The organism is Streptomyces sp. NBC_00078 (assembly GCF_026343335.1).
In the GTDB taxonomy this organism is placed as follows: Bacteria; Actinomycetota; Actinomycetes; order Streptomycetales; family Streptomycetaceae; genus Streptomyces.
The window spans coordinates 2,485,685-2,511,186 of sequence record NZ_JAPELX010000001.1 but is presented as its reverse complement, the minus strand read 5'-3'; the positions used below and the strand labels follow the sequence as shown (position 1 = coordinate 2,511,186).

At 70.9% G+C, this 25,502-nt stretch carries 21 protein-coding genes; 6 read left to right on the top strand and 15 right to left on the bottom strand.

The window, feature by feature from the left end; genetic code table 11:
- The first annotated feature begins 416 nt into the window (after positions 1–416).
- The 3 genes from pulA to OOK07_RS11725 all read left to right on the top strand — a co-directional run bounded on the left by pulA (position 417) and on the right by OOK07_RS11725 (position 8,166).
- Positions 417–5,828, top strand: coding sequence for a pullulanase-type alpha-1,6-glucosidase (gene pulA, locus OOK07_RS11735; protein WP_266796274.1), 5,412 nt, complete (start codon positions 417–419; stop codon positions 5,826–5,828).
- Between the two features lie 71 nt (positions 5,829–5,899).
- Entirely contained in the window at positions 5,900–7,531 is a 1,632-nt protein-coding gene (locus OOK07_RS11730; RefSeq protein ID WP_266679500.1) for a fused response regulator/phosphatase, read from the top strand.
- A 272-nt stretch (positions 7,532–7,803) separates the two neighbouring features.
- Positions 7,804–8,166, top strand: a complete 363-nt coding sequence (locus tag OOK07_RS11725; protein ID WP_266796272.1) for a 5-carboxymethyl-2-hydroxymuconate Delta-isomerase — start codon at positions 7,804–7,806, stop codon at positions 8,164–8,166.
- Positions 8,167–8,203: 37 nt separating this feature from the next.
- Here OOK07_RS11725 and OOK07_RS11720 read toward each other — a convergent pair whose 3' ends face one another.
- The 4 genes from OOK07_RS11720 to OOK07_RS11705 form a co-directional block, all read right to left on the bottom strand.
- Positions 8,204–8,893, bottom strand: a complete 690-nt coding sequence (locus tag OOK07_RS11720; protein WP_266796271.1) for a TetR/AcrR family transcriptional regulator — start codon at positions 8,891–8,893, stop codon at positions 8,204–8,206.
- Positions 8,894–8,949: 56 nt separating this feature from the next.
- A complete protein-coding gene (locus OOK07_RS11715; protein ID WP_266796270.1) occupies positions 8,950–9,702 on the bottom strand; it encodes a flavin reductase family protein in 753 nt (250 codons plus the stop codon).
- A gap of 35 nt (positions 9,703–9,737) precedes the next feature.
- Positions 9,738–11,699 carry a hypothetical protein gene (locus OOK07_RS11710; protein WP_266679494.1) on the bottom strand — a complete coding sequence of 654 codons (1,962 nt, stop codon included), beginning with the start codon at positions 11,697–11,699 and terminating at the stop codon, positions 9,738–9,740.
- A gap of 61 nt (positions 11,700–11,760) precedes the next feature.
- Positions 11,761–12,270: a tetratricopeptide repeat protein gene (locus OOK07_RS11705; protein ID WP_266796268.1), complete on the bottom strand. Its 510-nt coding sequence runs from the start codon at positions 12,268–12,270 to the stop codon at positions 11,761–11,763.
- Positions 12,271–12,404: 134 nt separating this feature from the next.
- On the opposite strand from OOK07_RS11705, the gene OOK07_RS11700 reads away from it, so the two are divergent.
- The gene (locus OOK07_RS11700) at positions 12,405–12,821 is read left to right on the top strand and encodes a hypothetical protein (protein ID WP_266796266.1); all 417 of its coding nucleotides are present in this window, start codon (positions 12,405–12,407) and stop codon (positions 12,819–12,821) included.
- Positions 12,822–12,892: 71 nt separating this feature from the next.
- Here the strand turns inward: OOK07_RS11700 and OOK07_RS11695 are convergent, their stop codons facing one another.
- The 8 genes from OOK07_RS11695 to OOK07_RS11660 all read right to left on the bottom strand — a co-directional run bounded on the left by OOK07_RS11695 (position 12,893) and on the right by OOK07_RS11660 (position 21,464).
- Complete coding sequence (locus OOK07_RS11695; RefSeq protein ID WP_266796265.1) at positions 12,893–14,470, bottom strand: DUF1996 domain-containing protein; 1,578 nt, start codon at positions 14,468–14,470, stop codon at positions 12,893–12,895.
- Between the two features lie 189 nt (positions 14,471–14,659).
- Positions 14,660–15,313, bottom strand: coding sequence for a LuxR C-terminal-related transcriptional regulator (locus tag OOK07_RS11690; RefSeq protein ID WP_266679486.1), 654 nt, complete (start codon positions 15,311–15,313; stop codon positions 14,660–14,662).
- Positions 15,298–16,569: a sensor histidine kinase gene (locus tag OOK07_RS11685; protein ID WP_266796263.1), complete on the bottom strand. Its 1,272-nt coding sequence runs from the start codon at positions 16,567–16,569 to the stop codon at positions 15,298–15,300. Before OOK07_RS11685 ends, OOK07_RS11690 begins: the two co-directional genes overlap by 16 nt.
- 102 nt (positions 16,570–16,671) lie before the next feature.
- Positions 16,672–17,664 carry an SDR family oxidoreductase gene (locus OOK07_RS11680; RefSeq protein ID WP_266796262.1) on the bottom strand — a complete coding sequence of 331 codons (993 nt, stop codon included), beginning with the start codon at positions 17,662–17,664 and terminating at the stop codon, positions 16,672–16,674.
- Between the two features lie 103 nt (positions 17,665–17,767).
- On the bottom strand, positions 17,768–18,376 hold the full coding sequence (locus tag OOK07_RS11675) for a winged helix-turn-helix domain-containing protein (RefSeq protein ID WP_266796261.1): 609 nt from the start codon (positions 18,374–18,376) through the stop codon (positions 17,768–17,770).
- 332 nt (positions 18,377–18,708) lie between these two features.
- Positions 18,709–19,701 (bottom strand): DUF6891 domain-containing protein, encoded by a 993-nt coding sequence (locus OOK07_RS11670; RefSeq protein WP_266796259.1) that lies wholly within the window; start codon positions 19,699–19,701, stop codon positions 18,709–18,711.
- A gap of 85 nt (positions 19,702–19,786) precedes the next feature.
- Positions 19,787–20,818, bottom strand: coding sequence for a glutamine synthetase (gene glnII, locus OOK07_RS11665; protein WP_266679476.1), 1,032 nt, complete (start codon positions 20,816–20,818; stop codon positions 19,787–19,789).
- Between the two features lie 184 nt (positions 20,819–21,002).
- On the bottom strand, positions 21,003–21,464 hold the full coding sequence (locus OOK07_RS11660) for a MarR family winged helix-turn-helix transcriptional regulator (protein WP_266679474.1): 462 nt from the start codon (positions 21,462–21,464) through the stop codon (positions 21,003–21,005).
- A gap of 67 nt (positions 21,465–21,531) precedes the next feature.
- Here OOK07_RS11660 and OOK07_RS11655 point away from each other — a divergent pair, with 67 nt between their 5' ends.
- Positions 21,532–22,404: an alpha/beta fold hydrolase gene (locus OOK07_RS11655; protein ID WP_266796257.1), complete on the top strand. Its 873-nt coding sequence runs from the start codon at positions 21,532–21,534 to the stop codon at positions 22,402–22,404.
- A 3-nt stretch (positions 22,405–22,407) separates the two neighbouring features.
- On the opposite strand, the gene OOK07_RS11650 is transcribed toward OOK07_RS11655, so the two are convergent.
- Together OOK07_RS11650 and OOK07_RS11645 are read right to left on the bottom strand one after the other, a co-directional pair.
- Positions 22,408–23,130: an SCO2207 family protein gene (locus OOK07_RS11650; protein ID WP_266796256.1), complete on the bottom strand. Its 723-nt coding sequence runs from the start codon at positions 23,128–23,130 to the stop codon at positions 22,408–22,410.
- A gap of 119 nt (positions 23,131–23,249) precedes the next feature.
- Positions 23,250–23,609, bottom strand: coding sequence for an arsenate reductase family protein (locus OOK07_RS11645; protein ID WP_266796254.1), 360 nt, complete (start codon positions 23,607–23,609; stop codon positions 23,250–23,252).
- A gap of 173 nt (positions 23,610–23,782) precedes the next feature.
- Between OOK07_RS11645 and OOK07_RS11640 the strand changes: the two genes are divergently transcribed.
- Positions 23,783–24,091, top strand: a complete 309-nt coding sequence (locus OOK07_RS11640; RefSeq protein ID WP_266679466.1) for a hypothetical protein — start codon at positions 23,783–23,785, stop codon at positions 24,089–24,091.
- A gap of 171 nt (positions 24,092–24,262) precedes the next feature.
- Here OOK07_RS11640 and OOK07_RS11635 read toward each other — a convergent pair whose 3' ends face one another.
- Positions 24,263–25,447 (bottom strand): winged helix DNA-binding domain-containing protein, encoded by a 1,185-nt coding sequence (locus tag OOK07_RS11635; protein ID WP_266796251.1) that lies wholly within the window; start codon positions 25,445–25,447, stop codon positions 24,263–24,265.
- Positions 25,448–25,502 lie beyond the last annotated feature (55 nt).

The window sequence follows — 25,502 nt, the reverse complement described above, 5'->3', positions numbered from 1 at the left end:
CGGCAGGGCGGCCACGGGACCCGCGGCCATCACCAGTGCCGTGACCACGGCGGACGCGCTGGTCACGTGGAGGAGGTGTCGCTGCGTGTTTCTGGCCATCGGAGATCCAGAGGGACGGCTCCGCACGAGATCCGGAGGGCTGCTCGGCGCCGGATCCGGAGGGGGTGCTCTGCGCCGGATCCGAAGGGGCTGCTCCGCGCCCGGCGGCGTGCGCCACACCAGCCACCCTTCCCCCATCCGGCGCACCCCGCAAGGCGGCAGCCGGCCGACCGCAGCCGGCCGGCCCTGAGCCGCCCCGGGGCGGCTTGTGAAAGTTCTTGCCATGTGTTTCAACTCTCTTGCTGTAAACCTTGCGTGAGCGATACGGTCGCGCGGGGTCGGACCCACAGAGCCGTCATCGCAAGGAGTTCCCGCCTGTGATACCGAGATGGGCGGCGCCGCAAAAGCGCCGCAGAACCCATGCCGGACGGGTCGCGGCTGTCGCCGTCGCCGCCCTCGCCGCCGCCCTGGTCCAGCCGCTCGCGGCACGTGCGGATTCCCCGCCCCCGCCGCCCTCCGACGCGCAGCTCGCCGCCGCGCCCGCCCGGCACGACGACACCCGGGAGCAGTTCTACTTCGTCATGCCGGACCGTTTCGCCAACGGCGACACGTCCAACGACAAGGGCGGCCTGACGGGTTCGCGGCTCAGCACCGGCTACGACCCCACCGACAAGGGCTTCTACCAGGGCGGTGACCTCAAGGGCCTGACCAAGAAGCTCGACTACATCAAGGGCCTCGGCACCACCGCCATCTGGATGGCCCCGATCTTCAAGAACCGTCCCGTGCAGGGCACCGGTGCCAACGCCTCGGCCGGCTACCACGGTTACTGGATCACCGACTTCACCCGGGTCGACCCGCACTTCGGGACCAACAGGGACCTGGAGACGCTCATCTCCAAGGCCCACGCCAAGGACATGAAGGTCTTCTTCGACGTCATCACCAACCACACCGCCGACGTCGTCGACTACAAGGAGAAGTCCTACGACTACCTCTCCAGGGGAGCCTTCCCGTACCTGACCAAGGACGGCCGGCCCTTCGACGACGCCGACTACGCGGACGGAAGCAGGAAGTTCCCCGCCGTCGACGCCGGATCCTTCCCGCGTACTCCGACCGTTGCCGCCGCGGACAGGAACGCCAAGGTCCCCGCCTGGCTCAACGCCCCGACGCTGTACCACAACCGGGGTGACTCCACCTTCGCCGGTGAGAGCGCCACGTACGGCGACTTCGGCGGCCTCGACGACCTGTGGACCGAGCGTCCCGAGGTGGTCAGCGGCATGGAGAAGATCTACGAGCGGTGGGTCAAGGACTTCGGTATCGACGGTTTCCGGATCGACACCGTCAAGCACGTCGACATGGACTTCTGGACCCAGTGGGCCACGGCTCTCGACGGCTACGCGGCCCGGCACGGCCGTAAGAACTTCTTCATGTTCGGGGAGGTCTACTCCGCCGACACCTCGGTCACTTCGCCGTATGTCACCCGGGGCCGCCTGGACGCCACCCTCGACTTCCCCTTCCAGGACGCGGCCCGCACCTACGCCTCCCAGGGCGGCAGCGCGCAGAAGCTGGCGTCCGTCTTCGGCGACGACTACAAGTACACGACCGACAAGGCCAACGCGTACGAGCAGGTCACCTTCCTCGGCAACCACGACATGGGGCGGATCGGGTACTTCCTGAAGCAGGACAACCCGAAGGCCACGGACGCGGAGATCCTCAAGAAGGACGAGCTGGCCAACGAGCTGATGTTCCTCAGCCGCGGCAACCCGGTCGTCTACTACGGCGACGAGCAGGGCTTCACCGGCTCCGGCGGCGACAAGGACGCCCGTCAGACGATGTTCGCCTCCAAGGTCGCCGACTACCTCGACGACGACGAGATCGGCACCGACCGCACGCACGCGAGCGACGCGTACGACACCAAGGCGCCGCTCTACGAGCAGATCAGCGCGCTGAGCAGGCTGCGCAGGGACAACCCCGCCCTGACGGACGGCGTGCAGACCGAGCGCTACGCGGCCGACGGCCCGGGCGTCTACGCCTTCAGCCGCACCGACGCGAAGACCGGCCAGGAGTACCTCGTCGCCTTCAACGACGCGGACGAGGCGAAGTCGGCCACCTTCGCGGCAGGCTCGGCGGACATGAAGTACCGCGCAGTCCACGGCACTTCGGACGACGTCACCTCCGGCGCCGACAAGAAGGTCACGGTCACCGTCCCGGCCGGATCCGCCGTCGTCCTCAAGGCGGCCGGAAAACCCGCCAAGCCGTCGACGGCTCCGACCCTCACCCTCAAGGCCCCCGCCGCGGGCGCCACCGGCACGGTCGAGCTCTCCGCCGGCGTCGACGGCGGCGGGCTCAGCCGCGTCGTCTTCGCCGCCCAGGTCGGCAACGGCGCCTGGCAGACGCTGGGTTCCGCCGACCACGCGCCGTACAAGGTCACCCAGACCATCGGCAAGAAGGTGGCCGCCTCAACCGCCCTGCGCTACAAGGCGGTTGCCGTCGACTCGGCCGGGCACACCGCGAGCGCCACGGCCGCCTCGACGACCGGCACCCCGCCCGCGCCGGAGACCCCCACCGCCTCCTCCCGTGACTACGCGGTCGTCCACTACAAGCGCACCGACGGCGACTACGACAAGTGGGGGCTGTACGCCTGGGGCGACCTCGCCGACGGCGAGTCGACCACGTGGCCGGCCGGCCATCCCTTCACCGGCCGTGACGCCTACGGCGCCTTCGCCTACGTCAAGCTGAAGCCCGGTGCCTCCAGCGTCGGCTTCCTGGTCGTCGACAAGGACGGCGACAAGGACGTCTCCGCCGACCGCACCATCGACGTCACCAAGACCGGCGAGGTCTGGATCGAGCAGGGCAAGGAGGCCGTGCAGACGACGCGGCCGGACTACCCGGCACAGGACAAGACCAAAGCCGTCATTCACTACCACCGCGCCGACGGGGACTACGACGGCTGGGGGCTGCACGTCTGGACCGGAGCCGCGAACCCCACGGACTGGTCGAGCCCGCTGAAGCCGGCGAAGACCGACGCCTATGGTGCGGTCTTCGAGGTGCCGCTCAACGACGGTGCCACCAGCCTCAGTTACATCATCCACAAGGGTGTCGAGAAGGACCTCTCCACCGACCAGTCGCTGGATCTCAAGTCCAACGGCTGTGAAGTGTGGCTGTTGAACGGCCAGGAGAAGTACCTGCTGCCGCAGCCGGCGGGTTCGGCCGCCGCTCTCGACCTGACCACGTCCAAGGCGATCTGGATCGACCGGAACACCGTCGCCTGGAACGGCTCCGACGCGGCCGTATCCACCCAGCTGCTCTACTCCCACGACGGCTCGATCGCCGTCAAGGACGGGGCACTGACCAGCGACGACGAGCGCTGGCTGCGCCTTACGAAGACGCCGCTCAGCGATGCCCAGAAGGCGAGGTTCCCGCATCTGAAGGACTACACGGCCTGGTCCGTCGACCCGCGCGACCGCGGCCGGGTGCGCGCGGCGCTGGACGGCCAGATCGTCGCCTCGCAGCGCGCCGCGAACGGCGCCGTGGTGGCGGCGACGGGCGTGCAGATCGCCGGTGTGCTCGACGACGTGTACGCGAGGGCGGCCACGTCCGAGCTGGGCCCGACGTTCCACAACGGCCGTCCCGGGCTTGCCGTTTGGGCGCCGACCGCGCACAGCGTCTCGCTGGAGCTGGACGGCACGCTCAAGAGGATGCAGCGCGACGACGCCACCGGCGTCTGGTCCGTCACCGGGCCGCCGTCCTGGAAGAACAAGCCCTATCGGTACGTCGTGAAGGTGTGGGCGCCGACCGTACGGAAGGTCGTCACCAACAAGGTCACCGACCCTTACTCGGTCGCCCTGACCGCGAACTCCGAGCGCAGCCTCGTCGTCGACCTGCACGACGGGTCCCTCGCGCCGAAGGGCTGGTCCTCCCTGGCCAAGCCCAAGGCGGTGCCGCTGAAGGACGCCGAGATCCAGGAGCTGCACATCCGGGACTTCTCGGTCGAGGACAAGTCGGTGCCGGCCGCTCACCGCGGCAGCTACCTCGCCTTCACCGACAAGGGCAGCGACGGGTCCGCGCACCTGCGTGAGCTGGCCAGGTCCGGGACGTCGTACGTACATCTGCTCCCGGCCTTCGACATCGCCACCATCCCCGAGAAGAAGGCGGACCAGGCGAGCCCCGACTGCGACCTCGCCTCCTACGCGGCCGACTCCGGCAAGCAGCAGGAGTGCGTCGCGAAGACCGCGGTGAAGGACGCCTACAACTGGGGCTACGACCCGTTCCACTACACGGTCCCCGAGGGCTCGTACGCGACCGACCCGGACGGCACGGGCCGCACGGTCCAGTTCCGCAAGATGGTCCAGTCCCTGAACCAGGACGGTCTGCGGGTCGTCATGGACGTCGTCTACAACCACACGGCGGCCGCCGGCCAGGCGGACACCAGCGTCCTGGACAAGGTCGTGCCCGGCTACTACCAGCGGCTCCTCGCGGACGGCTCGGTGGCGAACAGCACCTGCTGCGCCAACACGGCCACCGAGAACGCCATGATGGGCAAGCTGGTCGTCGACTCCGTCGTCACCTGGGCCAGGGAGTACAAGGTCGACGGCTTCCGCTTCGACCTGATGGGGCACCAGCCGAAGGCCAACATCCTCGCGGTCCGCAAGGCGCTCGACGCCCTGACCCTCGCGAAGGACGGCGTCGACGGCAAGAAGATCATCATGTACGGCGAGGGCTGGAACTTCGGCGAGGTCGCCGACGACGCCCGCTTCGTGCAGGCCACGCAGAAGAACATGGCGGGCACCGGGATCGCGACCTTCTCCGACCGGGCCCGGGACGCCGTCCGCGGCGGCAGCCCCTTCGACTCCGACCCCGGCGTCCAGGGCTTCGCGTCCGGTCTGTACACCGACCCCAACTCGTCCACGGCTAACGGCACTTCGGCCGAGCAGAAGGCCCGGCTGCTGCACTACCAGGACCTGATCAAGGTCGGGCTCGCCGGCAACCTCGCCAACTACCGCTTCACCGACACCGACGGCAAGGAGGTCACCGGCGCCGAGGTCGACTACAACGGCCGGCCGGCCGGCTACGCGGACGCGCCCGGCGACGCGGTCGCCTACGCGGACGCGCACGACAACGAGTCCCTGTTCGACGCCCTCACCTACAAGCTGCCCAAGGGCACCTCCGCGGCCGACCGCGCCCGGATGCAGGTCCTCGCGATGGCGACCGCGACTCTCTCGCAGGGGCCGTCCCTCTCGCAGGCGGGCTCGGACCTGCTGCGGTCGAAGTCCCTGGACCGCAACTCCTTCGACAGCGGTGACTGGTTCAACGCCATCCACTGGAACTGCGCCGACGGCAACGGTTTCGGCCGCGGACTGCCGGTGGCGGCCGACAACGAGTCCAAGTGGCCGTACGCCAAGCCGCTGTTGAGCTCGGTTCGAGTGGGCTGCCCGCAGATCGAGGGCGCCTCGGCCGCGTACCAGGACCTGCTGAGGATCCGGTCCACGGAGAAGGCGTTCTCGCTCGGCACGGCCGGGCAGGTGCAGTCCACGCTGTCCTTCCCGCTGTCCGGGAAGGACGAGACCCCTGGCGTGATCACGATGGAACTCGGCGACCTGGTCGTCGTGTTCAACGCGACGCCCGGCAAGCAGGAGCAGCACGTCCAGTCGCTGGCCGGGACCGGCTACCGGCTGCACCCGGTACAGGCGAAGGGCGCGGACCCTATCGTCAAGAGTTCTTCCTACGAGCGGGAATCGGGCACGTTCGCCGTTCCGGGTCGCAGTGTCGCGATATTCTCCCGGATCTCCTGACCGGGCATTATTTTGGTGGGGCGGACCTCGAACCGGGGTCTGCCCCACCGGTGTTGTCCAAGGGCTCAGAGATGGACGTCGACGGCAAACTGACAGACACGACCGTGCTGGTCGTGGACGACGTGGCGGCCAGTCGGTACGCCATGGGCACCGTGCTGCGCCGGGCCGGACACCAGGTCGTACCGGTCGCCACCGGCGGGCAGGCTCTCGTCGAACTCGACGTACGGCTGCGCAAGGGCATGCTGCCCGACGTGGCCCTGGTAGACGTCAACCTGCCTGACATGAGCGGCTTCGAACTGTGCCGCCGGCTCAGGGAACGGCCGCACATGGCGGCCCTGCCCGTCGTGCACTTCTCCGCCGCCGCCGTGGCCCCGGGCGACCGCTGCCAGGGGCTGGACGTGGGCGCCGAGACATATCTGACGGTGCCCGCCGAGCCCGAGGAGATCGAGGCGGTGGTCCGGGCCGCGGTGCGCACCGCGCGCCTCAGGGCCGACGACCAGGCGCTGGTGCGGCGGCTGACGCTGCTGTCGCAGGCGATCGTCACCATCCAGGCGGCGCGCTCCCTGCAGGAACTCGCGGACGCGGCCGCCGACTCCACCGCCCGGCTCACCGGCACTCCCGCAGCCGTCTTCGTCCTCGGACCGGACGAGGAGCTGTACTGCGGCACCTCCCGGGACCGCACCTCCCTCGCCCTGCCCGACGCGGGCGCCCACCGGGCCGTGGCCGGTCTGCTGCGGCGGCTCACCCGGGGACAGTCGGGAGTGCAGATCACCACGGTGCCCGCGCCGCTGTGGCCCGCCGGGTTCTTCCGGCCAGGAATGCAGCACGACGGCCGGCTGGCGATGGTCCTCACCCAGGACGGCAAGGCCCCGGTGTGTCTGGCCACGCCCACACGCGGGGTGCGCCGGGTGAACCCCGAGGACGAGGCCCTGGTGGCCCGGCTGGCGCAGGCCACCGCGCTGGCCGCCGAGCCGCTGCTCATGTACCAGGTCGAGCGGCACGTCGCCCTCACCCTCCAGCACAGCTTCCTGCCCCAGCCGCACCGGCTGCCCGAACTGCCGGGCATGGACGTCGTGGTCCGTTACGTGCCCGCGTCGCAGGAAACGGAGATCGGCGGCGACTTCTACGCTGCCCTGCGCACCGACGAGGGTGTACTCACGGCGGTGGGTGACGTGGTCGGGCACTCGCTGGAGGCGGCCACCGTGATGGTCGAGATCCGGCACGCGCTGCGCGCCTACTGCGTCGAGGAGAGCGACCCGGCCGTGCTCGCCGAGCGCCTCGACCGAATGCTGCAGCACTACCATTCCGAGGTCACGGTGACCGTATGCCTGGCCCTGATCGACCCTGGTACCGGGCGGACCCGGATCGCCAACGCCGGGCACATTCCGCCGCTGATCCTCAGGGACACCGGCGACGCCGAGTACGCGAAGGCCGACGGCCCGCTGCTCGGCCTGGGACTGCCCCATCCGCCGCCCACCGAGCTGTTCCTGGAGCCCGCCGACCGGCTCCTCATGGTCACCGACGGCCTGATCGAGACCCGGGGCACGGACCTGACGATCTCGATGGAGCAGCTCCGCTCGGCGGCCATCGGCTCCCTGCCCGGCCTGGACGCCCTCTGCGACACCCTCCTGGCCTGTTTCGGCCACGACCGCGAGGACGACATCGCGATGCTGGCCCTGCAGCTGAGGAAGGAGGGGAACTAGTGTGCTGCGCCAGGCAGCGTTCGCCCCGTCGCGACGCCCGGCACGCTCCCCCACTGCCTCAAGGGCGTGAGAGGTCCCCCGGTCGCCGCACCGGCCACAGGCCCGAGTACGTCCAGTACGAGGGCCCGCCCCCGGTACTCCCCAAGCCTCCGGCCGGGGGGACCCTCAGAGCAGGCCCCCGGAGCACGCACCGGACGCCGCTCCTTTACGGGCAAACGTTGCCTGCCGGGGCATTAGGCTGACCCGGTCGCAGCCGTAGAACGGGAGTGCCCATGCCGCAGATCAGCGTCGACTACTCGAAGACGATCACCCACGCCTTCGACCGGGACGCCTTCGCCCGCGCCCTGCACGAGGCGACCGTCGAGATCGCGGCGGCCAAGCCGGAGGCGTGCAAGACGCAGTTCCGGCCCAGCGAGTACACCGCCTTCGGCTACGAGGACCCCGCCGAGCTGCGCCACGCGATCGTCCACGTCACCTTCGGACTGCTCGCCGGGCGTACCGAGGAGACCAAGGCACGGCTCACGGAGGCCGCCCTGGAGTTGCTCCGCAAGCACATCGCGGACGAGGGAATCGTGCTGCACGCCTCCGCCGAGGTCCGCGACCTCGACCCGTCGTACCGCAAGTTCGAGCGCTGAGCGCTCCGCCGGGGGGCCGCCCTGAGGCGCCGGCGCCTCAGGAGTCGAGCGCGATCAGCCGGCCGACCAGGTGCGCGAAGGGCCCGTCAGCCGGTTCGTCCTCGATCATCCGGCGCAGCAGTGCGCCCATCTCCTCGTCGTAGGCGGCGCTCACGGCGGCCAGCGCGGCGAAGTCGTGCACGAGCTGGGCCTCCAGCTCGGCGCGCGGGATGCGCCGGCCGTCCAGCCAGATCAGCGCGGTCGACTCGGCGAGCGAGATCCAGGAGCGTACGACCAGTTCCAGCCGCGCGGGCGGATCCTGGACGCCCAGATGCGAAAGGATCTGCTCGTACGCGGCCTGCCGCACGGAGTCGATGAGCGCGTTGGTCGCCGAGGAGCCGACGGCCGGTCCGCCGCGCATCAGCGCCGCGAAGCCGGGGCCGTGGTCGTCGACGAAGTCGAAGAAGCGCCGCATCACCCGCAGCAGCCGCGCCCCGAGCGGCCCCTCACGCGGCTCGTCGAACCGCCCCGCAAGATCCTGCGCGGCACGCCTCAACGCGGCCTCGTACAGGCTGAGTTTGCCGGGAAAGTAGTGATAGACCAGCGGGCGCGAGATGCCCGCGGCGGACGCTATCTCGTCGATGGAGACGTCGTCGGGAGAGCGTTGGCTGAACAGTTCGAGGGCGACGCCGATCAACTGCTGCCGCCGCTCTTCCACTCCCATTCTGCGGCGCACCCCGGTAGTCATACGAACACCTTACCGATCGGATCCGGCCCCGAACGGACCGGACCGGCCAGCGGTGTTCACATATCCAGCACGAGACGCTCACTTCGGGCCCGCGACACACAGATCAGCATCGAGTCACCGCGCTCGGTGTCCTCCCCCACTGCCTTAAGGGCGTGGGAGGTGCCCCCAAGCTCGGACCGGTGCTCCACCTCGCCCTCCAGGACCCGCTGCTCGCAGGTTCCGCAGAAGCCCTGCTCGCAGGAGTAGGCGGTGTCCGGCAGCTCGGCGCGCACGGCGGCCAGTACGGTCACGTCGGCCGGCACCGTCAACGTCCGTCCGCTGCGCCGGAGTTCGACCTCGAAGGCGACGTTGCCGTCGGCGGCCGTACGGGGTGCGAAGCGTTCGAGGCGGACCTGCGGGAACCGCTCCTCCACCGCCGCGACGAGGCCCTCCGGCCCGCAGCAGTACACGGCGGCCCCCTCGGGCACATCCCCCAACAGGCCGTCGAGATCGGGCAGTCCGTCCTCGTCCTCGGCGACGACGGTCACCCGGTCACCGCCCAGCTTCTCCACTTCCTCCAGGAACGGCATCGACGCCCGCGTCCGCCCGCCGTACAGCAGCCGCCACGGCCTACCGTCCCCGAGCGCCCGCAACATCGGCAGCACGGGAGTGATCCCGATGCCGCCGACGACGAAGACGTACGAGGGCGCCTCGACCGGCGGAAAGCGGTTGCGCACCTCCTCCAGGGCGGGCATCGGCCACAGCGGCGAGGTCCGGATGCGGCGCCGCAGCGCCCGCCGGACCAGCACCGCGGTGCCCGCGACGACCACGACGGAGCAGGGGTCGCCGGGTGGGCGGGGCGGCCCTAGCCCAGTCCGCCGATCGGCCGGCCGTCGTCCAGGACGCCCTTGAGTTCGGCCCGGGCCCCCTGCTCGGCCCGTACGGCCAGCAGACCGCCCCGGGCACTCGCCCGCACCCCGCCCGTCGTGCTGATCGACGAGGTCTGCCGGCTTCCGGCCGCGAGGAGATACCAGCTGCCCGTCTCCGACTTCCACAGCACGCCGGCGAGCACATGCGGGTCCTTCGCCCCGCACGCCGGCACGTTCTCCGCCTTCGCGACGATCGCCCCGTACGCCCCGCCCGGCGTGTGGAACTGAGCCAGCACCCGTGTCCCGCCGCCCCGCCAGGTCTCGGCCCGTGTGCACACCCACTCCGCCGAGCCCGATCCGCCCTTCGGGCCGGAGGCCGCCCAGCCCGCTTCGCTCGCGTCGGGCAGCGGCTGCCGGGCATACGCCCAGGCGTTGACGTCGCGCACGCCCGCCGAGCGCAGCGAGCCCAGCGAGCAGGCGTACGGCGCCCACGCGCGCAACGCCTGTGTGCCGGACACCTCGTGGGGGGAGCCGGGCCGTCCGGTGGTGAGGCGGGCGGGGACCAGCTCACCGAGGTCGGTCATCACGCGCGTACCGGTGGAGTCGGTCAGCTGCAGCACGTTCCACGACGTGCAGGTGCCGGTCTGTGCCGCGGGGCCGGCCAGCGGCGCCGTGACACCGCCGGTCAGCGGCAGGCCGATCGCACCGGCGTCCGGCTTGAGCAGGTTCCGCTCCGCGGCCTTCGTCACCCAGGGCGCCGTCAGATAGCGGACGTTGCCGTCGGCCCGGTTCAGGACCAGCGCGCTCGCCTCGGACCGGCCGGCGTCGTCGACCCGCGCGAAGTCCAGGGCGGCGCCCTTCGTACCGTCCTTCGGCTCGGCGTACCGGGCGACGCGCAGACCGTCGTAGAGGAGCACCACGTGTGCGCTGTCGACGGTCCCCGCGTACAGCAGCTGAGGCGGGCCGGAGGGGCCGCCGGACTGGGTGCCCGGGGTGGCGGAGACCTGGACGCTCTCGCCGGGGCGGGCCCAGACGGCGAGGGCGCGGCGCAGCAGGGCCTTGTCGCCGGTGAGGTCGCCGCGGGCCGGCCAGACGGAGAAGTCGGTGCGTGCGGAGGTCTCCCAGGCGGTGGGGGCGACCCGGGCCAGCCCGGCGGGGTCGAGGGCGGCCTCGGCGGCCGGGTTCTGCGCGTACACGGGGGCGGCGGCGCCGTCGGGCGCCCAGCCGTCACCGGGCAGCCCGAGGAGCGTCCCGCACACGGCGAGTGCCGCGGCGGCGGCGAGCGCGGCCCTGGTGTGCTGCCTGCGCCGCATCAGGTCGGTGGGCCGGGCCTGCAGCGAGCAGGGGTCGAACTCGGGGGAGTCGAGCAGTGGACACTGCGTGGCCGACACGTCGTCGGCCTCGCTCAGTGCCGCGTCCGGGTCGGCGCAGCCGGCGGAGTCGAGGATCTTGCGAACGTCGTCGTCGGACAGCTTCTCCAGGCCGCGCAGGACGAACGCCGCACGCGCGGGCCCGGACAGGGCGGACAGGCGCTGGTCCAGGGCGAGTTCATCGGCCCCGCCCGAGCGCGGGAACAGGCGCAGGCCCCAGACCTGGGGGAGGAGCGGGGGCAGCTGGGAGCGCTTGGGGAACGCTGCGCGCCGCAACGGCAGGCCCGCCTCCAGTGCCGTACGCAAGACCTGCAGACGGACGAAGGCGTACCCCGGGTCACCGTCGCGGCCGGTCGACTGGGCCGGGATCACGGGCGCCGGTGTCCGGCCACTGGGCAGGGCGCGCTGGGTGAGGGCGTGCGCGGTCACGACGCGCCGGTTGCGCCCGAGGCTCGGCGGCAGCACCAGGTAGGCGAGCCGGACCAGCCGGGGGTAGTGCTCGACGAGCGCGGCCTCGGCCTGCTCGACGTCGACGACCGGGTCGGAGGAGGAAGGTGCGGGGCGTGGGGCGACATCCTGTGACTGCACGTTCAGCAAAACGAGCGAATCGTGCGATGGTCACCGCAACCCGGGTGGCGCAGTCCCCGGGTCAGTCCAGCGGGTCGACGAGCGCCCGCGCGTAGTTCGCCATCGACCGCTGGTAGCGGGGGAGATGCGACGCCAGGGCGCCCAGGACGAGGGAGAGACCCTCGCGGTCCCGGCCGAGGCTGGACAGGCACAGCGCCAGACATGCCCGTACCGCGTCGTCCAACTCGTCCGAGGGCGCGACCAGTTCGGCTGACAGCAGCTTGACGCCCTCCTCGGCCTGCCCGATGTTCCGGAGCGAACTGGACAGCTGGATCTTGGCGCGGCGGCCCTTGTAGCCGCTGGCCTGGCTGAGCCCGAGGGCCAGCGCCTCCCGGTACAGCGGGACCGCCCGGTCCGAGTGGCCCGTCGAGTCCCAGGCGCAGGCCTGCTCGAAGGGGCCGAGCGGACTGCCCTCCGGCAGCTCGGCGACGAGGGCGTCGACCGCGGCCCGGAAGTCGGCGGCGTCCTCTTCCGCGTAGTCGTCGAAGGCGGCCCAAGTGGCGGCCACGCGATCTTCCCAGTCCTGGTTCACGGGCCATACCCTCGCACACCCGTACGCGCGGCCACACCGGATTTGAGTGCACCGCCTGGATTTGAGTGCCCCGCGGCCCACAGCCGTATCGAAGGGGACGGGCCCGAGGGCCAGCAACGCGACCGGAGGAACAGATGAGGTTGACCCGACCGATGATCGCCGTGGCAGGCACCGCGGCCGTCCTGGCGCTGGCGGGCTGTGGATCCGGAAACAGCGACGCTGCCGCCAAGGTGCCGACGACCGCCACCGGCAGCCTGGAGAGCCTGGCCGCCAAGGTGAAGTGCAAGCCGGACATGCAGATCGACTCCGACGAGGTCCGCCAGGCCATCTGCAAGACCTCGGACGGCAAGTACGTCTTCGCCACCTTCGCCACCGACCGCGGCCAGCGCGAGTGGATCAACGACGCCAAGGACTACGGCGGTTTCTACCTCGTGGGCCGCAAGTGGGTCGCCGTCGGCGACGACAAGGTGGTCAAGGCGCTGCAGGGCACGCTGGGCGGCGAGGAGGAGATCGGCACCGACCACAGCGCGCACGGCTCACACAGCGGTTGAGTTCTACGGCACACACGAAAGCGGGCGGTGGGAGATTCCCACCGCCCGCTCTCCGCTTTCCTAGGGGCTCGTCACTGGCAACGCTGCCCGCCGTTGAGGCAATTCGCGATCTTGTTCGCCAGGCCGCCGGTCGTGACGCTGATGAAGTCGTCGTGGTCGGTGGCCGCCTTGTGGAGCTGCTCCGGGAAGCCGTCGACCGCGTACGGATTCTTGACCTGGCCGTTCTCGATGGTCGGGGTCGGAACGTCGTACACCAGGCGCATCGTCAGCTGCGGAATCGCCTTGAAGCCGTTCCCGCAGGCACCGCTCGCCGGGTCAGCGAAGGCCACGTGCGTGCGGTGGTTGGCGCTGTCGATGTTCTGGCCGTCCCAGCAGCTCTGGAAGGCGAAGGTGCGGACCACCTTGCTGCCCTGCGGGCAGATCGGGTACTGCTCCGTCAGCTGCACCTTGTTCTCGAAGCCGGTGCAGCTCCAGTGCGCGTTGGCGTTCGCCAGGCCGTTGGTCGTGGTCTTGGCGTCACCGGTGATGATGCGCAGGAACTGCGGCATCGCGACGACCTTGCTGGTCGGGTTGCCGACGTACTTGATCTCGGCCTGCTGGGCGGTGAGGATCTTGCCGACGTTGCCTTCCTTGCCGCCGCCGTCCTTGTTCTGGTCGAACTCCTGCGTGCCGTCCTGCAGTCGCAGCACCGGCCAGTAGTACGCCGACAGGTCGTTCTTGTTCTGGCAACTGGTCCCGCCCTGCAGGAAGTTGCCGTTGTCGGAGAACGCGTTGATCTTCTGGTTGCCGACGTAGTCGTGCGTGTGGTGGGCGCCGTTGGTCACGCCGGGCGCCACGATCACGTTGTCGGTGTTGAAGATCTTGTTGGCGTTGACTCCGCAATTGGTGGTGAACGTGCCGGTCGAGGCCTGGCCGCCGTTCTGCGGCTTGCCCTGGACGTTCGCGGAGACCTTGGTGATGTCCACGAAGTCGGCGGCGACGGGACCGTTGCCGGCCTGACCGCCGATGTTCTGACCGGCGCCGGCCTGGCCGTTGCCCTGCTGCTGGCCGCCGTTGTTCTGGCCACCGTTGCCCTGCTGCTGGCCGCCGTTGTTCTGGCCGCCGTTGTTGTTGTTCTGACCACCGTTGTTGTTCTGGCCGCCGTTGTTCTGGCCGCCACCGGCGTTGTTCTGGTTGGCGTTCTGCGTCGTACAGGCTGCGAGCGCGGTCAGCCCGGACGCGTCGACCTGGCCGCCGACCCGCTGGATGTCGATGCGAATCCGGTCGAGGGTCGCGTTCCGCTTGTCCTTGAGCGGACCGACGATGGCGTTCTGCACGAAGTTCGCGTCGCCGGCCTGCGCCTGGCGGGTGGAGGCGAGACGGGCGTAGGCCTCGGTGATCTGCTTGTCGAGGTTCGCCAGCTCCGTGGCCACACCCTGACGGGCCTTCTCCGGCACATTCGTCAGCTTCTGCTGAACGTCCGGGCAGGCGATCGTGGCCACCTGGCCGGCGGCGGCCTTGGTCTGGTTCTGCCCCGAGTTGTTCGACTCGTGAGCCGAGGCGTAGAAGTTCGCCCAGATCAGCCCGCCCCCACCGAGCGCTAGAGCCGCCGATGCGGCTATGGCCTTGGTGGCCAGCGGCGTACGGCGCTTTCGTGTGTTGCGTACCATGGAACTCCTCTGACTTCCTTGCGGGCTTGGCGGGGCTTCTAGGCGCCCGACAGGAGTGAAGCGGCGCCCATTGATACGGGCGTGGCCCCAGGGGTGTTCAGCAGCCCCGCAAACAAATCAGAGGATTACTCGGCCGACGGGTCCCAACAGTCGCCTGAACAGCGGAAGTTCCGGAGAATACGCGGCCGTTCACCGGTCCTGGTCCAGATAGGCGAGGACCGCCAGAACGCGACGATTGTCATCATCCGACACCTCCAGGTCCAGTTTGGCGAAGATGTTGGAGGTGTGTTTGGCGATGGCCCGTTCTGTCACCACCAGCTGCCCCGCGATCGCCGCGTTGGAGCGGCCCTGCGCCATCAGCTCCAGCACCTCGCGCTCACGGGGCGTCAGCCGCCCGAGAGGCCGGTCGTCGGCCGCCCGCCGGGACAGCAGCTGCTGGATCACCTGCGGATCCATCGCGGTCCCGCCGGCCGCGACCCGCCGTACGGAGTCGATGAACTGCTCCGCGTCGAACACCCGGTCCTTGAGCAGGTACCCCACCCCGCCGCTGCCGTCGGCGAGCAACTCGCGCGCGTACAGCTGCTCCACGTGCTGGGAGAGCACCAGCACCGGAAGCCCGGGTCTGTCCCGGCGGGCCCGCAGTGCGCACTGCAGCCCCTCGTCGGTGTGCGTCGGCGGCAGGCGTACGTCGACCACGGCGACGTCCGGCTCCAGCTCGGCCAGTGCCTGGGTGAGCTCGGGGCCGGACTCGACGGCCGCGGCGATCTCGAAGTCGTAGGCCTCCAGAAGCCGGACCAGTCCGTCGCGCAGCAGGAAGAGGTCTTCGGCTAGGACAACTCGCAAGGGATCTCCATGGTGACCATGGTGGGACCGCCCGCGGGGCTGCTGACGGCCAGGACGCCGTCGAATGTACCCAGTCGCCGCTCGACTCCGGTCAGCCCGGAGCCCGACCCGATCACCGCGCCGCCCTTGCCGTTGTCGGTGACGGAGATCCGCAGCATGCCCTCGCTGTGATGCAGGTCGACCCCGATCCGGTCCGCGCCGGAGTGCTTGACCGCGTTGGTGAGCACCTCGCTGACGGCGAAGTAGGCGGCGGACTCGACGGGCGCGTCCGCGCGGCCGCTCAACTCGACGTTCACCTCGGTCGGGAGGGGCAGCCGGAGTGCCAGCGCCCTCACCGCGTCGCCGAGTCCGCGCTCGGCCAGGACCGGCGGGTGGATGCCGCGGACCAGGTCGCGCAACTCGCCGAGGGCGTCCACGGAGGACTGGCGGGTCCGGGCGATGAGCTGCTTGGCCTTCGCCGGGTCCTTGTCGAGGAGCATTTCGACGGTGCCCAGGTCCATGCCCATGGCGACCAGCCGGGCCTGCGCCCCGTCGTGCAGATCCCGCTCGATGCGGCGCAGTTCGGCTGCGGAGGTGTCGACGGCGTCACGGCGGGTCTCGGTGAGGACGCGGACGCGCTCGGCCAACTCGGCCTGGCTCGCGCCGAGTACGGCTCGGGTGAGCCGGAAGTGGGCGGTCAGCAGCCGCGGGGCGTAGGGAGAGCCGAGGGCGAGGATCGCGACGGCCAGCACACCGGCGCCGAGCGCGGAGGCCTGGCCGGTGACATGCACGAAGCCGTACCAGTAGCCGCCGCCGTCCGACAGCGGCCGCCACAGCCCGGCCGCGACGGCCAGGCCCTCGAAGGGGTAGAAGAGGAGCACCGCCGGCAGCAGCGCCGTCACGTACCCCGCCGTCATGTCCACCTGCAGCCACCGCAGGTCCCGCCAGATCGCCGGGTCGCGCAGCATCGCGTACGTCCGCGTCCAGGGTTTGGCGTCCTCGGGGACCGGCCGGTACGCCGACGGGATCGGCACCCCGCTCCACTTCGCCGCGAGCGCCCGCCGCCAGTCGGCGAACGCCCGCACTCCCGTCAGCACCCACGGTGTCGTGACGAGTCCGATGCCTATCGGGATGAGCGCGATGGACAGGAGGGAGAGGGTGAAGCCGAGAACCGCGCCGGGCAGGGACACCAGGGCCAGCACGAACCCCCGCCCCGCCGCCAGAGCGACGGCCCGGGCCCTCGTGGTAAGAGACCCGTTCTTCGTGTTGGTGTTCATGGCAGCCAGTCTGGCCGAGCACGCACCGACGGTCACTGGGCTGAGCCCCCCGGCCGACGGGTGGTGCCACGTACACCCCTCGGCGAGGAGAGCAGTGGACCGCTAACCCCGCAGCACCTTGGCCTCCACGGCGGGGTCCAGTCCCACCGGGGGCCGGTCGGGGCGCTGTGGTGCCGTGCCGCCGATGTCCTGGAGCCAGCGCCAGGTGTCGGTCACGGTTTCGGCGACGGGCCGGCAGCGCAGCCCCGTAGCGAGCGCGCGGGAGACGTCCCCGCCGTGCAGGCAGTCGTGCTCCTCGCTGTCCGGCGGCACCCACACCGGCAGTTGGGTCCACGGCTCGATGCCCGCTTCGAGGATGGCCTCGGGGTCGGTCCAGCGCAGCTCCGCGTCCGAGCCGGTGACGGCGACGCACGCGTCGAGCAGATCGCCCATGGTGGCGTGCCCCTGCGCACTGACCAGGGTGTACGGCCCGCTCAGCTCCTGCTCCGCCGCGCCGAGGATCCACTCGGCCAGGTCGCGCACATCGACGTACTGCAGGGGCAGGTCCCGCGGTCCCGGGGCCAGTACGGGCCCGCCACGCGCGATCCGGCCGAGCCACCAGGGCAGGCGGCCGACGTTCTCGTACGGGCCGAGGATCAGCCCGGCCCGTACGAGAACGGACCGGTCCGCGCCGAACGCCTCGACGGCGGCGATCTCGGCGCCCCGCTTGTCGCGCGCGTAGTCGGTCCTGTCCGCGTCGGGCTCGGCGCCCTCCACCAGCGGCGCATCCTCGGTGTGTCCGCGGGGCGAGGGCCACGCGTACACCGAGCGGCTCGACACGTACACATACCGTCCGGCGCGGCCCCGCAGCAGTCGCGCCGCCTCGTGCACGGCCCGGGGCGCCGCCGACCAGGTGTCGACGACGACGTCCCACTCGCCGTCCGTGAGGGCGGCGAGCCCGTCGGGCGTGGTGCGGTCGCCGTGCAGGGACCGCACGCCCGGGGGCGGTCGGTGCCGTCCCCGGTTGAGGACGCTCACGTCCCAGCCGCGCCCGAGCGCCGCCTCCACGACGGCCCGTCCCGCGAACTCCGTACCACCCAGCACCAGAAGTCTCATGCCGGTGAGCCTGCCCGGACCGGACGCGTGACGGAACGGCAATCTGCCGTCAGCAGAGGATCAGCGGCAGACCGGCGGCAGGTCGGCAGCAGGTCGGGAGTGGTCAACGGCCGGTCGGCGGGGTGTACTTGTAGCCGACCCGGCGCACGGTCTGGATGGCCGCGCGGTGCTCGGCGCCCAACTTGCGGCGCAGCCGGGCGATGTGGACGTCGACGGTGCGGCCGTCGCCCACGTGGCCGTACCCCCACACCGTGGTGACCAGCTGGTCGCGGGTGTGCACCCGGTGCGGGTGCGCCACGAGATGCGCGAGCAGCTCGAACTCCAGGTAGGTGAGGTCGAGTTCCCGTCCGTCCACGTCGGCCGTGCGCTGCACGGAGTCGATGCGGACGAGCGGATCGCCGCCCTGGCCGCCGGCGTCCGCGCCGTGGGCGATCACGGCGTCGGTGCGGTCGGGCACCGCCACCGGCAGGAACGGCGGCTGCTGGTCGGCCGGGACGAGCACCAGGTAGCCGATCATCGGCGGCCGGCCCGGCAGGGTGGGCAGGGTGTGCTGCGGAGCCGGCAGCCAGGTGGCGCCGGGCGGCAGGAAGTCCGCCACGTCCACGACCTCGTCCCGGTCGACGGCGCGCAGCCGGTGCCGGGCGCCATGGGCCGGGGTGACGGTCGGGGCGGCGGTGAGGGTGGCGGGGGAGAGAGAACGAGTGGTCGCCATGAGGGGTCAGCTCTTTCGCGCGAGGAGTTCGTCTGGGAGGACGACGGGCCGCGAGTTCACGGTCGGGCTCGTCGAGGGACGTACGTCGTTTCGCGTCGGACGAAGGCCGGGGTGTACGGCTTTAGAGGGCCGACGCGTTCATCGCGCGGCAACACACCCGGTCGAAGTCGTGGTGCTGACGGGAAGGCCAGAACGGCTCGAGGTCATGGCGACCCGTCGCGGTGTGGTTCTGGAAGCCGGCCATGGCTCCATTGAAGCAGACGCTGCCCGCGGCGAGGAGCCTCCTCTCACTGCTTGGGCGCTTCCCCGGTATGAAACTCACGTCGCGGACCTCACCCTGTGAGGCGTTTGTGCCAGGTCAGGGGCGTGACCTCGATCGCCTTCGCCGGATCGCCGTCCCAGTCCGTGGGCAGCCCGGCGGCACCGAGCGCGGCGACGACCTCGTGGCCGACGGCCGTGGTGGTCCGCGCCGAGTCGTCGAACCCGCCGTAATAGAGCGTCAGTCCGCCGCCCTCCGCCGCGCCGCGGGTGCCCTGGTGGTGGAAGAAGACGAAGCCCCGCGCGCCCTGGACCGAGTCCGCCTGCGCACCTATCTCGGTCATGCCGCAGCCATGGCAGCAGGCGAAGTTCTCCCGGGCGACGATGCCGGTGCGCTCCAGAGCCGCGAACGCCCGCTCCAGCCGGTCCGGGCCGGTCGGCGCCGTCCAGGTCTCCTGCGCGTCGACACGCTCCAGCCACAGCCGCTCGACGATCCGGCGGGCCTGGGCGGGGGAGAGCGCGTCCTCCATCAGGTACACGGTCTCGCGGACCAGCTCGTCGATGCCCAGGTAGCCGTCCTGAAGCAGCTCGCGCACATACTGCTCGGCACGCCCCGCGGCCCGGGGGTCGGGCGCGGGAACCTCCTCGGGCGGTGCGAGCTCGTCGCGCCGCCAGGTGACGCCCGCGTCCCAGTCCCGCTCCTGCCGGGCCCAGCGCACCATCACGTCCGCGACGAGGCCGGGATCCGTCACCTCGGTCACCCACATGTGCGGGACGGAGCCCGTGCGGTGCTGGAACTCGTAGACCCCGCGCGGCTCGTGTGCCACCTGGATGAAGAGCCCCGGCCGGTCCGGTATCCGCTGCACGACGAGGAAGTGGTCGTCCGCACCGCCGATCCGGTGCACCAGCTCAACCAGCCGCTCGGCCGAAATCCGCGTGTGCGCCTGCCCGTTCTCCGTCCGGACCCTGACCGCGAGGCACCCGTCGGTCTCCGTGCTCCGGCCGATGCCCAGGTCCCCGTCGCCCGCCGGTCCCCGGTCGTTCTCCATGCCCCCGTTGATCTCCATGGCCCAACCCTCGCACGCACCACTGACAACGCGAGGGGGCGTCCACCGCGATCGATGGGCGCCCCCTCGCAGGAGTCGGGTCGGATCAGACCTGGCCGGCCTTCTCCAGCGCGGAGCAGCAGGTGTCCACGATCAGGCGCGTCACCAGGTACGGGTCCACGTTGGCGTTCGGACGGCGGTCCTCGATGTAGCCCTTGCCGTCCTTCTCGACCTGCCACGGGATACGGACCGAGGCGCCGCGGTCGGAGACGCCGTACGAGTACTCGTTCCACGGGGCGGTCTCGTGCAGGCCCGTCAGGCGGTCGTCGATGCCGGCGCCGTAGTTCTTGACGTGGTCGAGCGGCTTGGAGCCCTCGCCCAGCGACTCGGCCGCGGTGATGATCGCCTCGTAGGTCTCGCGCATCGCCTTGGTGGAGAAGTTGGTGTGCGCACCGGCGCCGTTCCAGTCGCCCTTCACCGGCTTCGGGTCCAGCGTCGCGGCGACGCCGAAGTCCTCGGCGGTGCGGTAGAGCAGCCAGCGGGCCACCCACAGGTGGTCGGAGACCTCCAGCGGGGAGACAGGACCGACCTGGAACTCCCACTGGCCGGGCATGACCTCGGCGTTGATGCCGGAGATGGCGAGGCCGGCCGCGAGGCAGTTGTCCAGGTGTGCCTCGACGATCTCACGCCCGAAGATCTCGTCCGCGCCGACACCGCAGTAGTAGCCGCCCTGCGGGGCCGGGAAGCCGCCCTTGGGGAAGCCGAGCGGGTAGCCGTCCTGGAAGAACGTGTACTCCTGCTCGATGCCGAAGATCGGCTCCTGCGCGGCGAACTTCTCGGCGACCTCGGCCAGCGCGGCACGGGTGTTGGACTCGTGCGGCGTCATGTCGATGTCGAGGACCTCGCACAGGACGAGGATGTCGTCGCCGCCGCGGATCGGGTCCGGGCAGGTGAAGACCGGCTTGAGGACGCGGTCCGAGGAGTGGCCCTCGGCCTGGTTCGTGGAGGACCCGTCGAAGCCCCAGATCGGCAGCGTGTCCAGACCGACGGGCCCGCCCGTGATGATCTTCGTCTTGGAACGGAGCTTGGCGGTCGGCTGGGTGCCGTCGATCCAGATGTACTCAGCCTTGAAGGTCACGAGCCACTTCCTTCGGGGGTGTGTCTTACGCACTTGCGGGTGCTGCGGCGCTGCGGCACTGGGGCGCCGCTCTTGTGCCCGCGAGCCTGTCAACAGGCGATTTCCCGGCCGTTGCTCGAATGTGAACCCCGTGTTACCTGAAGGTGGTGTGGTGCGAGTCACGGTGTGAGAACGCGCGGACCGGTCAGTCCCGCTCCGTCGCCGCCTCCGCCAGCCCCTCCAGTACTCCTTCGAGGAACCCCTTGACGGCGGCCAGTTCCCGCTCGTCGTACACACGAAGCAACTCCGCCGCCCCTCCGATCAGCCGTCCGAAGGAGGCCCATCCGAGCTCGACCGCCTGCTCGGTCACCTCGACCAGGACCTTGCGCCGGTCTCCCCCGGCGCGCACCCGGCGCACATGTCCGGCGCGTTCCATCCGGTCGACGAGCGCGGTCGTTCCCGCCGAGTTCAGCCCGAGTGCCGCGCCGAGCCGCCCGGCCGTCGTCTCCTCACCGGCCCGTGAGGCGTCCATGAGGGCGATGAGTGCGCGTACGTCCGTGGGGTGCATGCCGTTGCGGCTCGCGAACCGGGCGCTGTGCAGGCCGAGTTCGACCGTCACCGCGCGCAGCAGATGGACGACCTCCATCTCGGGTCCAAGGTTCCGCAAGACCGGCCTCCGCTCTATTATCTCGTTCATCGAGTATCTCGTTCAGCGAGATAATAGGGGAGGGGCAATGAGGTCCGCCTACGACATGGACGGCTTCCTGGCCGCGTACGACAAGGTCATGGGCAAGTGGCCCGCCGAGCGGGAGGCGGTGACCGTCCCCACCCCCTTCGGCACGACGTACGTCAATGTCTGCGGCCCGCCGCACGGCCCTGGGGTGGTCCTGCTGCCCGGTGGCGGCGGAGCCACCTCCGCGACCTGGTACGCCCAGGCCGCCGGCCTCGCCCGCACCCACCGCGTCTTCGCCGTCGACCTCCCCGCCTGCGCGGGCCGCGGAACCGAGGCCGTCGACCGTCACCCCCGTACGGTCGCCGACCTGGTGGCCTGGCTGGAGGGGGTTCTGGACGAACTCGGCCTTGAGGAGGCGGACCTGGGCGGGCACTCGTACGGCGGCTGGATCTCCCTGCACTACGCACGGCACGCACACACGCGCGTGCGCCGCCTCTTCCTCCTGGACCCCGTCATGTGCTTCGCCGGCTTCCGGCCGGCGTACCTGCTGCGCGCCCTGCCGCTGATGCTGCGTCCCACGCCCGCTCGTGCCCGCGCCTTCCTGGAATGGGAGACCGGGGGAGCGACCGGGGGAGTGCCCCTCGACCCCGACTGGCTCCGTCTGCAGGAGGCGGCCGCCGGCTTCCCCTCCGTGTCGAAGCCGGTGACCCGCCCGCGCCCGGCGCCGGACGCGCTGCGCGGACTGACCGCGCCGGTCCTGCTGCTCCTGGCCGGGAACAGCAGGACCCATGACGCGTACAAGGTGGCATCGAGGGCGGATGCGCTGCTGCCGCGTGTCGAGACGGTCGTACTCCCGCATGTCTCCCATCACGCGCTGCCGCAGTCCGCACCCGCCGGACTCGGCCGCCGCCTCACGGAGTTCCTGAACCCCTGAGGCTCACCCCACCTTCTCGATCAGCGCGCGTCGGATCAGGAACTTGCCGGGCTCCCGGACCTGTTCGAAGGCCGCGTTGTTGAGCAGGGCGCAACTGCCGGACACCGAAGTGACCTTCACCGTCGTGGACTTGTTGTTGTCCAGGTTGGTGACCTTCAGCGTCGTCCCCGCCGGGAACTGGTTGCTGGAGGCGGCAGGCGCGCCGCCCTCGCCGGAGAGGGTGACAGTGGAGCCGTTGCACACCTGCTGCCCGGAGGCGGCAGCGCCGCCCGCGTTCCCGCCCGCGTTTCCGGCGGGCGCCGAGGCGGTCTGCGAGGGCTGGGCACCCCCTGCCTGCTGACCTGCCTGCTGTCCTGCCTGCTGTCCCGCGCCGTTCTGCGCCGGCTGCGTCGCCTGGGAGTCCTGAGCCGACTCCCCAACGGCGCAACCGGACGCCTTCTGCTGGACCTTGATCTGCGCGATGACGGCCTCGCGGTTGGCGATCCGCGCCGCGGACTGGGCGTCCGGAGCGGCCTTCTGCCCGTCGATGAACCTCTGGTTGTTCCCGAGGGCGGTGGCGAGCCCCTGGCAGACGTTCGAGTCCGCCGCGGACAACGTCCTGGGGCCCGGACTCTGCGCGGCGTTCGAGGTGCTCGCCATGACGAAGGCGCCGCCTCCCGCCACCGCCGCCGCGCTCACCAGCAGCGCGATCTTCTTCTTCGTACCGAGACTTCTCCTACGCGACATGCGCGCCTCCTGAGAGGTAGGGGAGCGTACGCCGCTATGTACGAGATACCGAACGAGGTTACTCAGCGGTTACAGGAGTCACTGAAGTAACGCGCGTCACACGGAGGTTGGTGAGACGGTCAGCGGGACAGCGCATCCCGCACGGCGTCCTCCGAACGCCCCACCACCGCCGTGCCGTCCTGTGCCGTGATGATCGGTCGCTGGATCAGCCTGGGGTGTTCGGACAGCGCCTTGATCCACCGGTCTCGCGAACTCTCGTCCCGCGCCCACCCCTTGAGGCCCAGCTCCGTCGCGTCCGCCTCCTGGGTGCGCGTGATGTCCCACGGTTCGAGACCGAGCCGGTCGAGTACGTCCCTGATCTCGTCCTCGCTCGGTACGTCCTCCAGGTAGCGGCGGACGGTGTAGTCGGCGCCCTCGGCGTCGAGCAGGCTGATGGCGCTGCGGCACTTGGAACAGGCCGGGTTGATCCAGATCTCCATGCCCTCACGGTACGCGAAAACCCGTCCTCCACCTGCGTCACAGCGGCCCCGAAAGCCCTTGTGGCCAGGGGCTTTTGTCAGTGGCGGGCGCTAGAATAGAAGCAGTGTTCGAGGGAATCGCCGGGGTCGACGTAGTCCCCGGTGAGGGCCCTGACCGCGACAGGAGGATGCCTGTGCCCGCTGCCGCACTGAAGCCGAAGCCGATGCAGTCCACAGCAAAGCGCCCCGTTCTGCTCGACCTGCCGTACGACCCCGTGGAGAAGCGCCCGCTGCCGGCGGGCCGTCCGCGCGACTGGTATGTCACGCACAACCGTCGCCTCAAGGCGATGCGGCTCGCGATCGCCCTGCTCGACTCGGGGGTCTACATGCCGAACCAGGCCCGCAACGAGACGATACGGAGCGCCGCCGAACTGATCGGCGTCCATCCGCCGTCGGACACGACGTGCCACATGGTGCGGGCACTGATGCGTTACTCGCGGTGAGCCGGCCGGCCTAGTCCGCGAACGCCGGGCGGGCTGAAAATCAGCGCGTCCGGCGTCCGGCGTCCGGCGTCCGGCGTTTGCGGAGCGAGGTCCGGGGGGCCGGCCCTCATGGCGGGACGGTGGGGGCGACGGGGCGGAAACCCTTACCGCCAACTCCCACTCCGCCAACCCCTACCCCGCCAACTCCTTCTCCACCGGCGTCCGAAACCGCGGCGTCACCCTGGTGGACCCCAACCACCCCTGAAGCCGCTGCACCTCGGCACCGATCGCCGACTCCGCCTCCCGCCCCACCCCGGAGGGCAGCAGCGCCCGCCACACGATCTCGCCGTCCCGGCGCTGGGCCCAACCCCCCACCACCCGCCCGTTCCACCACACCGTCGGCCCCACGTTCCCGCTGCCGTCGAACAGCTGCGGCCGCAACTCCGGTGCCAGATACCAGTCCCGCTCCCGCCACCCCATCGCCGCCGGGTCCAGGCCGGGCAGCAGTGCGACCCACGGCTGCGCGGGCCCGGCCACCGGCCCTACGTCCCCGTCGACGACGTACCCCGTGCCCTCGTCCAGTGCCACCGACCGCGCGCCGATCGCCGTCAGCGCCCGCCGGACGTCGGTCACCTTCCACCCCGTCCACCACTTCAGGTCGTCCTCCGTGGCCGGCCCGCACACCGTGAGCCACCGCCCGAGCAGCGCCGCCTGCGCCTCGGCCACGTCCAGTTCGGGATGCGGGGGTGCCACCGCCCAGCGGAACTGACTGGACGTCCACGACCCGAGCGGCCGCCCCCGCACGACCCTGCCCTCCACGCCCAGCACCCTCAACAGCCGGGTCGAAACGGTGTGCACACCCTCGTAGCTCTTCCCGGCCGCGTACGCGAACTGTTCCCTCAGGCGCGGCTCGTCCTGCGCGAGTTCGGCCGCCGTCGCCTGACCGCGCCGCGCAAGCGCCGCCAGCGCCGACTCCTCGACCTCCTTCAGCCAGGCCGCGTCCGGTGCCCCGGCCTTCGCCATGTCCTTGAGCAGCGCGGCCCGCTCCCGGGCGGCGACCGTGAGGCCGGTGGAGGCGTGCACGACGGCGGTGAGGTCCGTGGGGAACACGAACACGGTGTGCCGCATGCCGTGCATACGGACCAGGGAACGGTCCGCGTACAGGGCCCGCTCCGTCTCCGGCACGGTCGTCGCCGCGTCCGCGAGCCGTGCGCCGACAGCCAGATACACCGTCGCCGGGTCCGTGCCGTGCAGCGCGACCAATGAGTCGGCGACCTCCTCCGGGCTCCCCGCCCGCGCCCCCGGCGCCAGCCGATGCCGCAACGCCAGCCGAGCCCGCCGCTCCGCCGCCCCGATGTACCGCACGCCGTCACCCATCCCGGCCACCCCGCCTCCCCGTCGCATCACCCTTGATCCCATCTTGCAGGAGGGC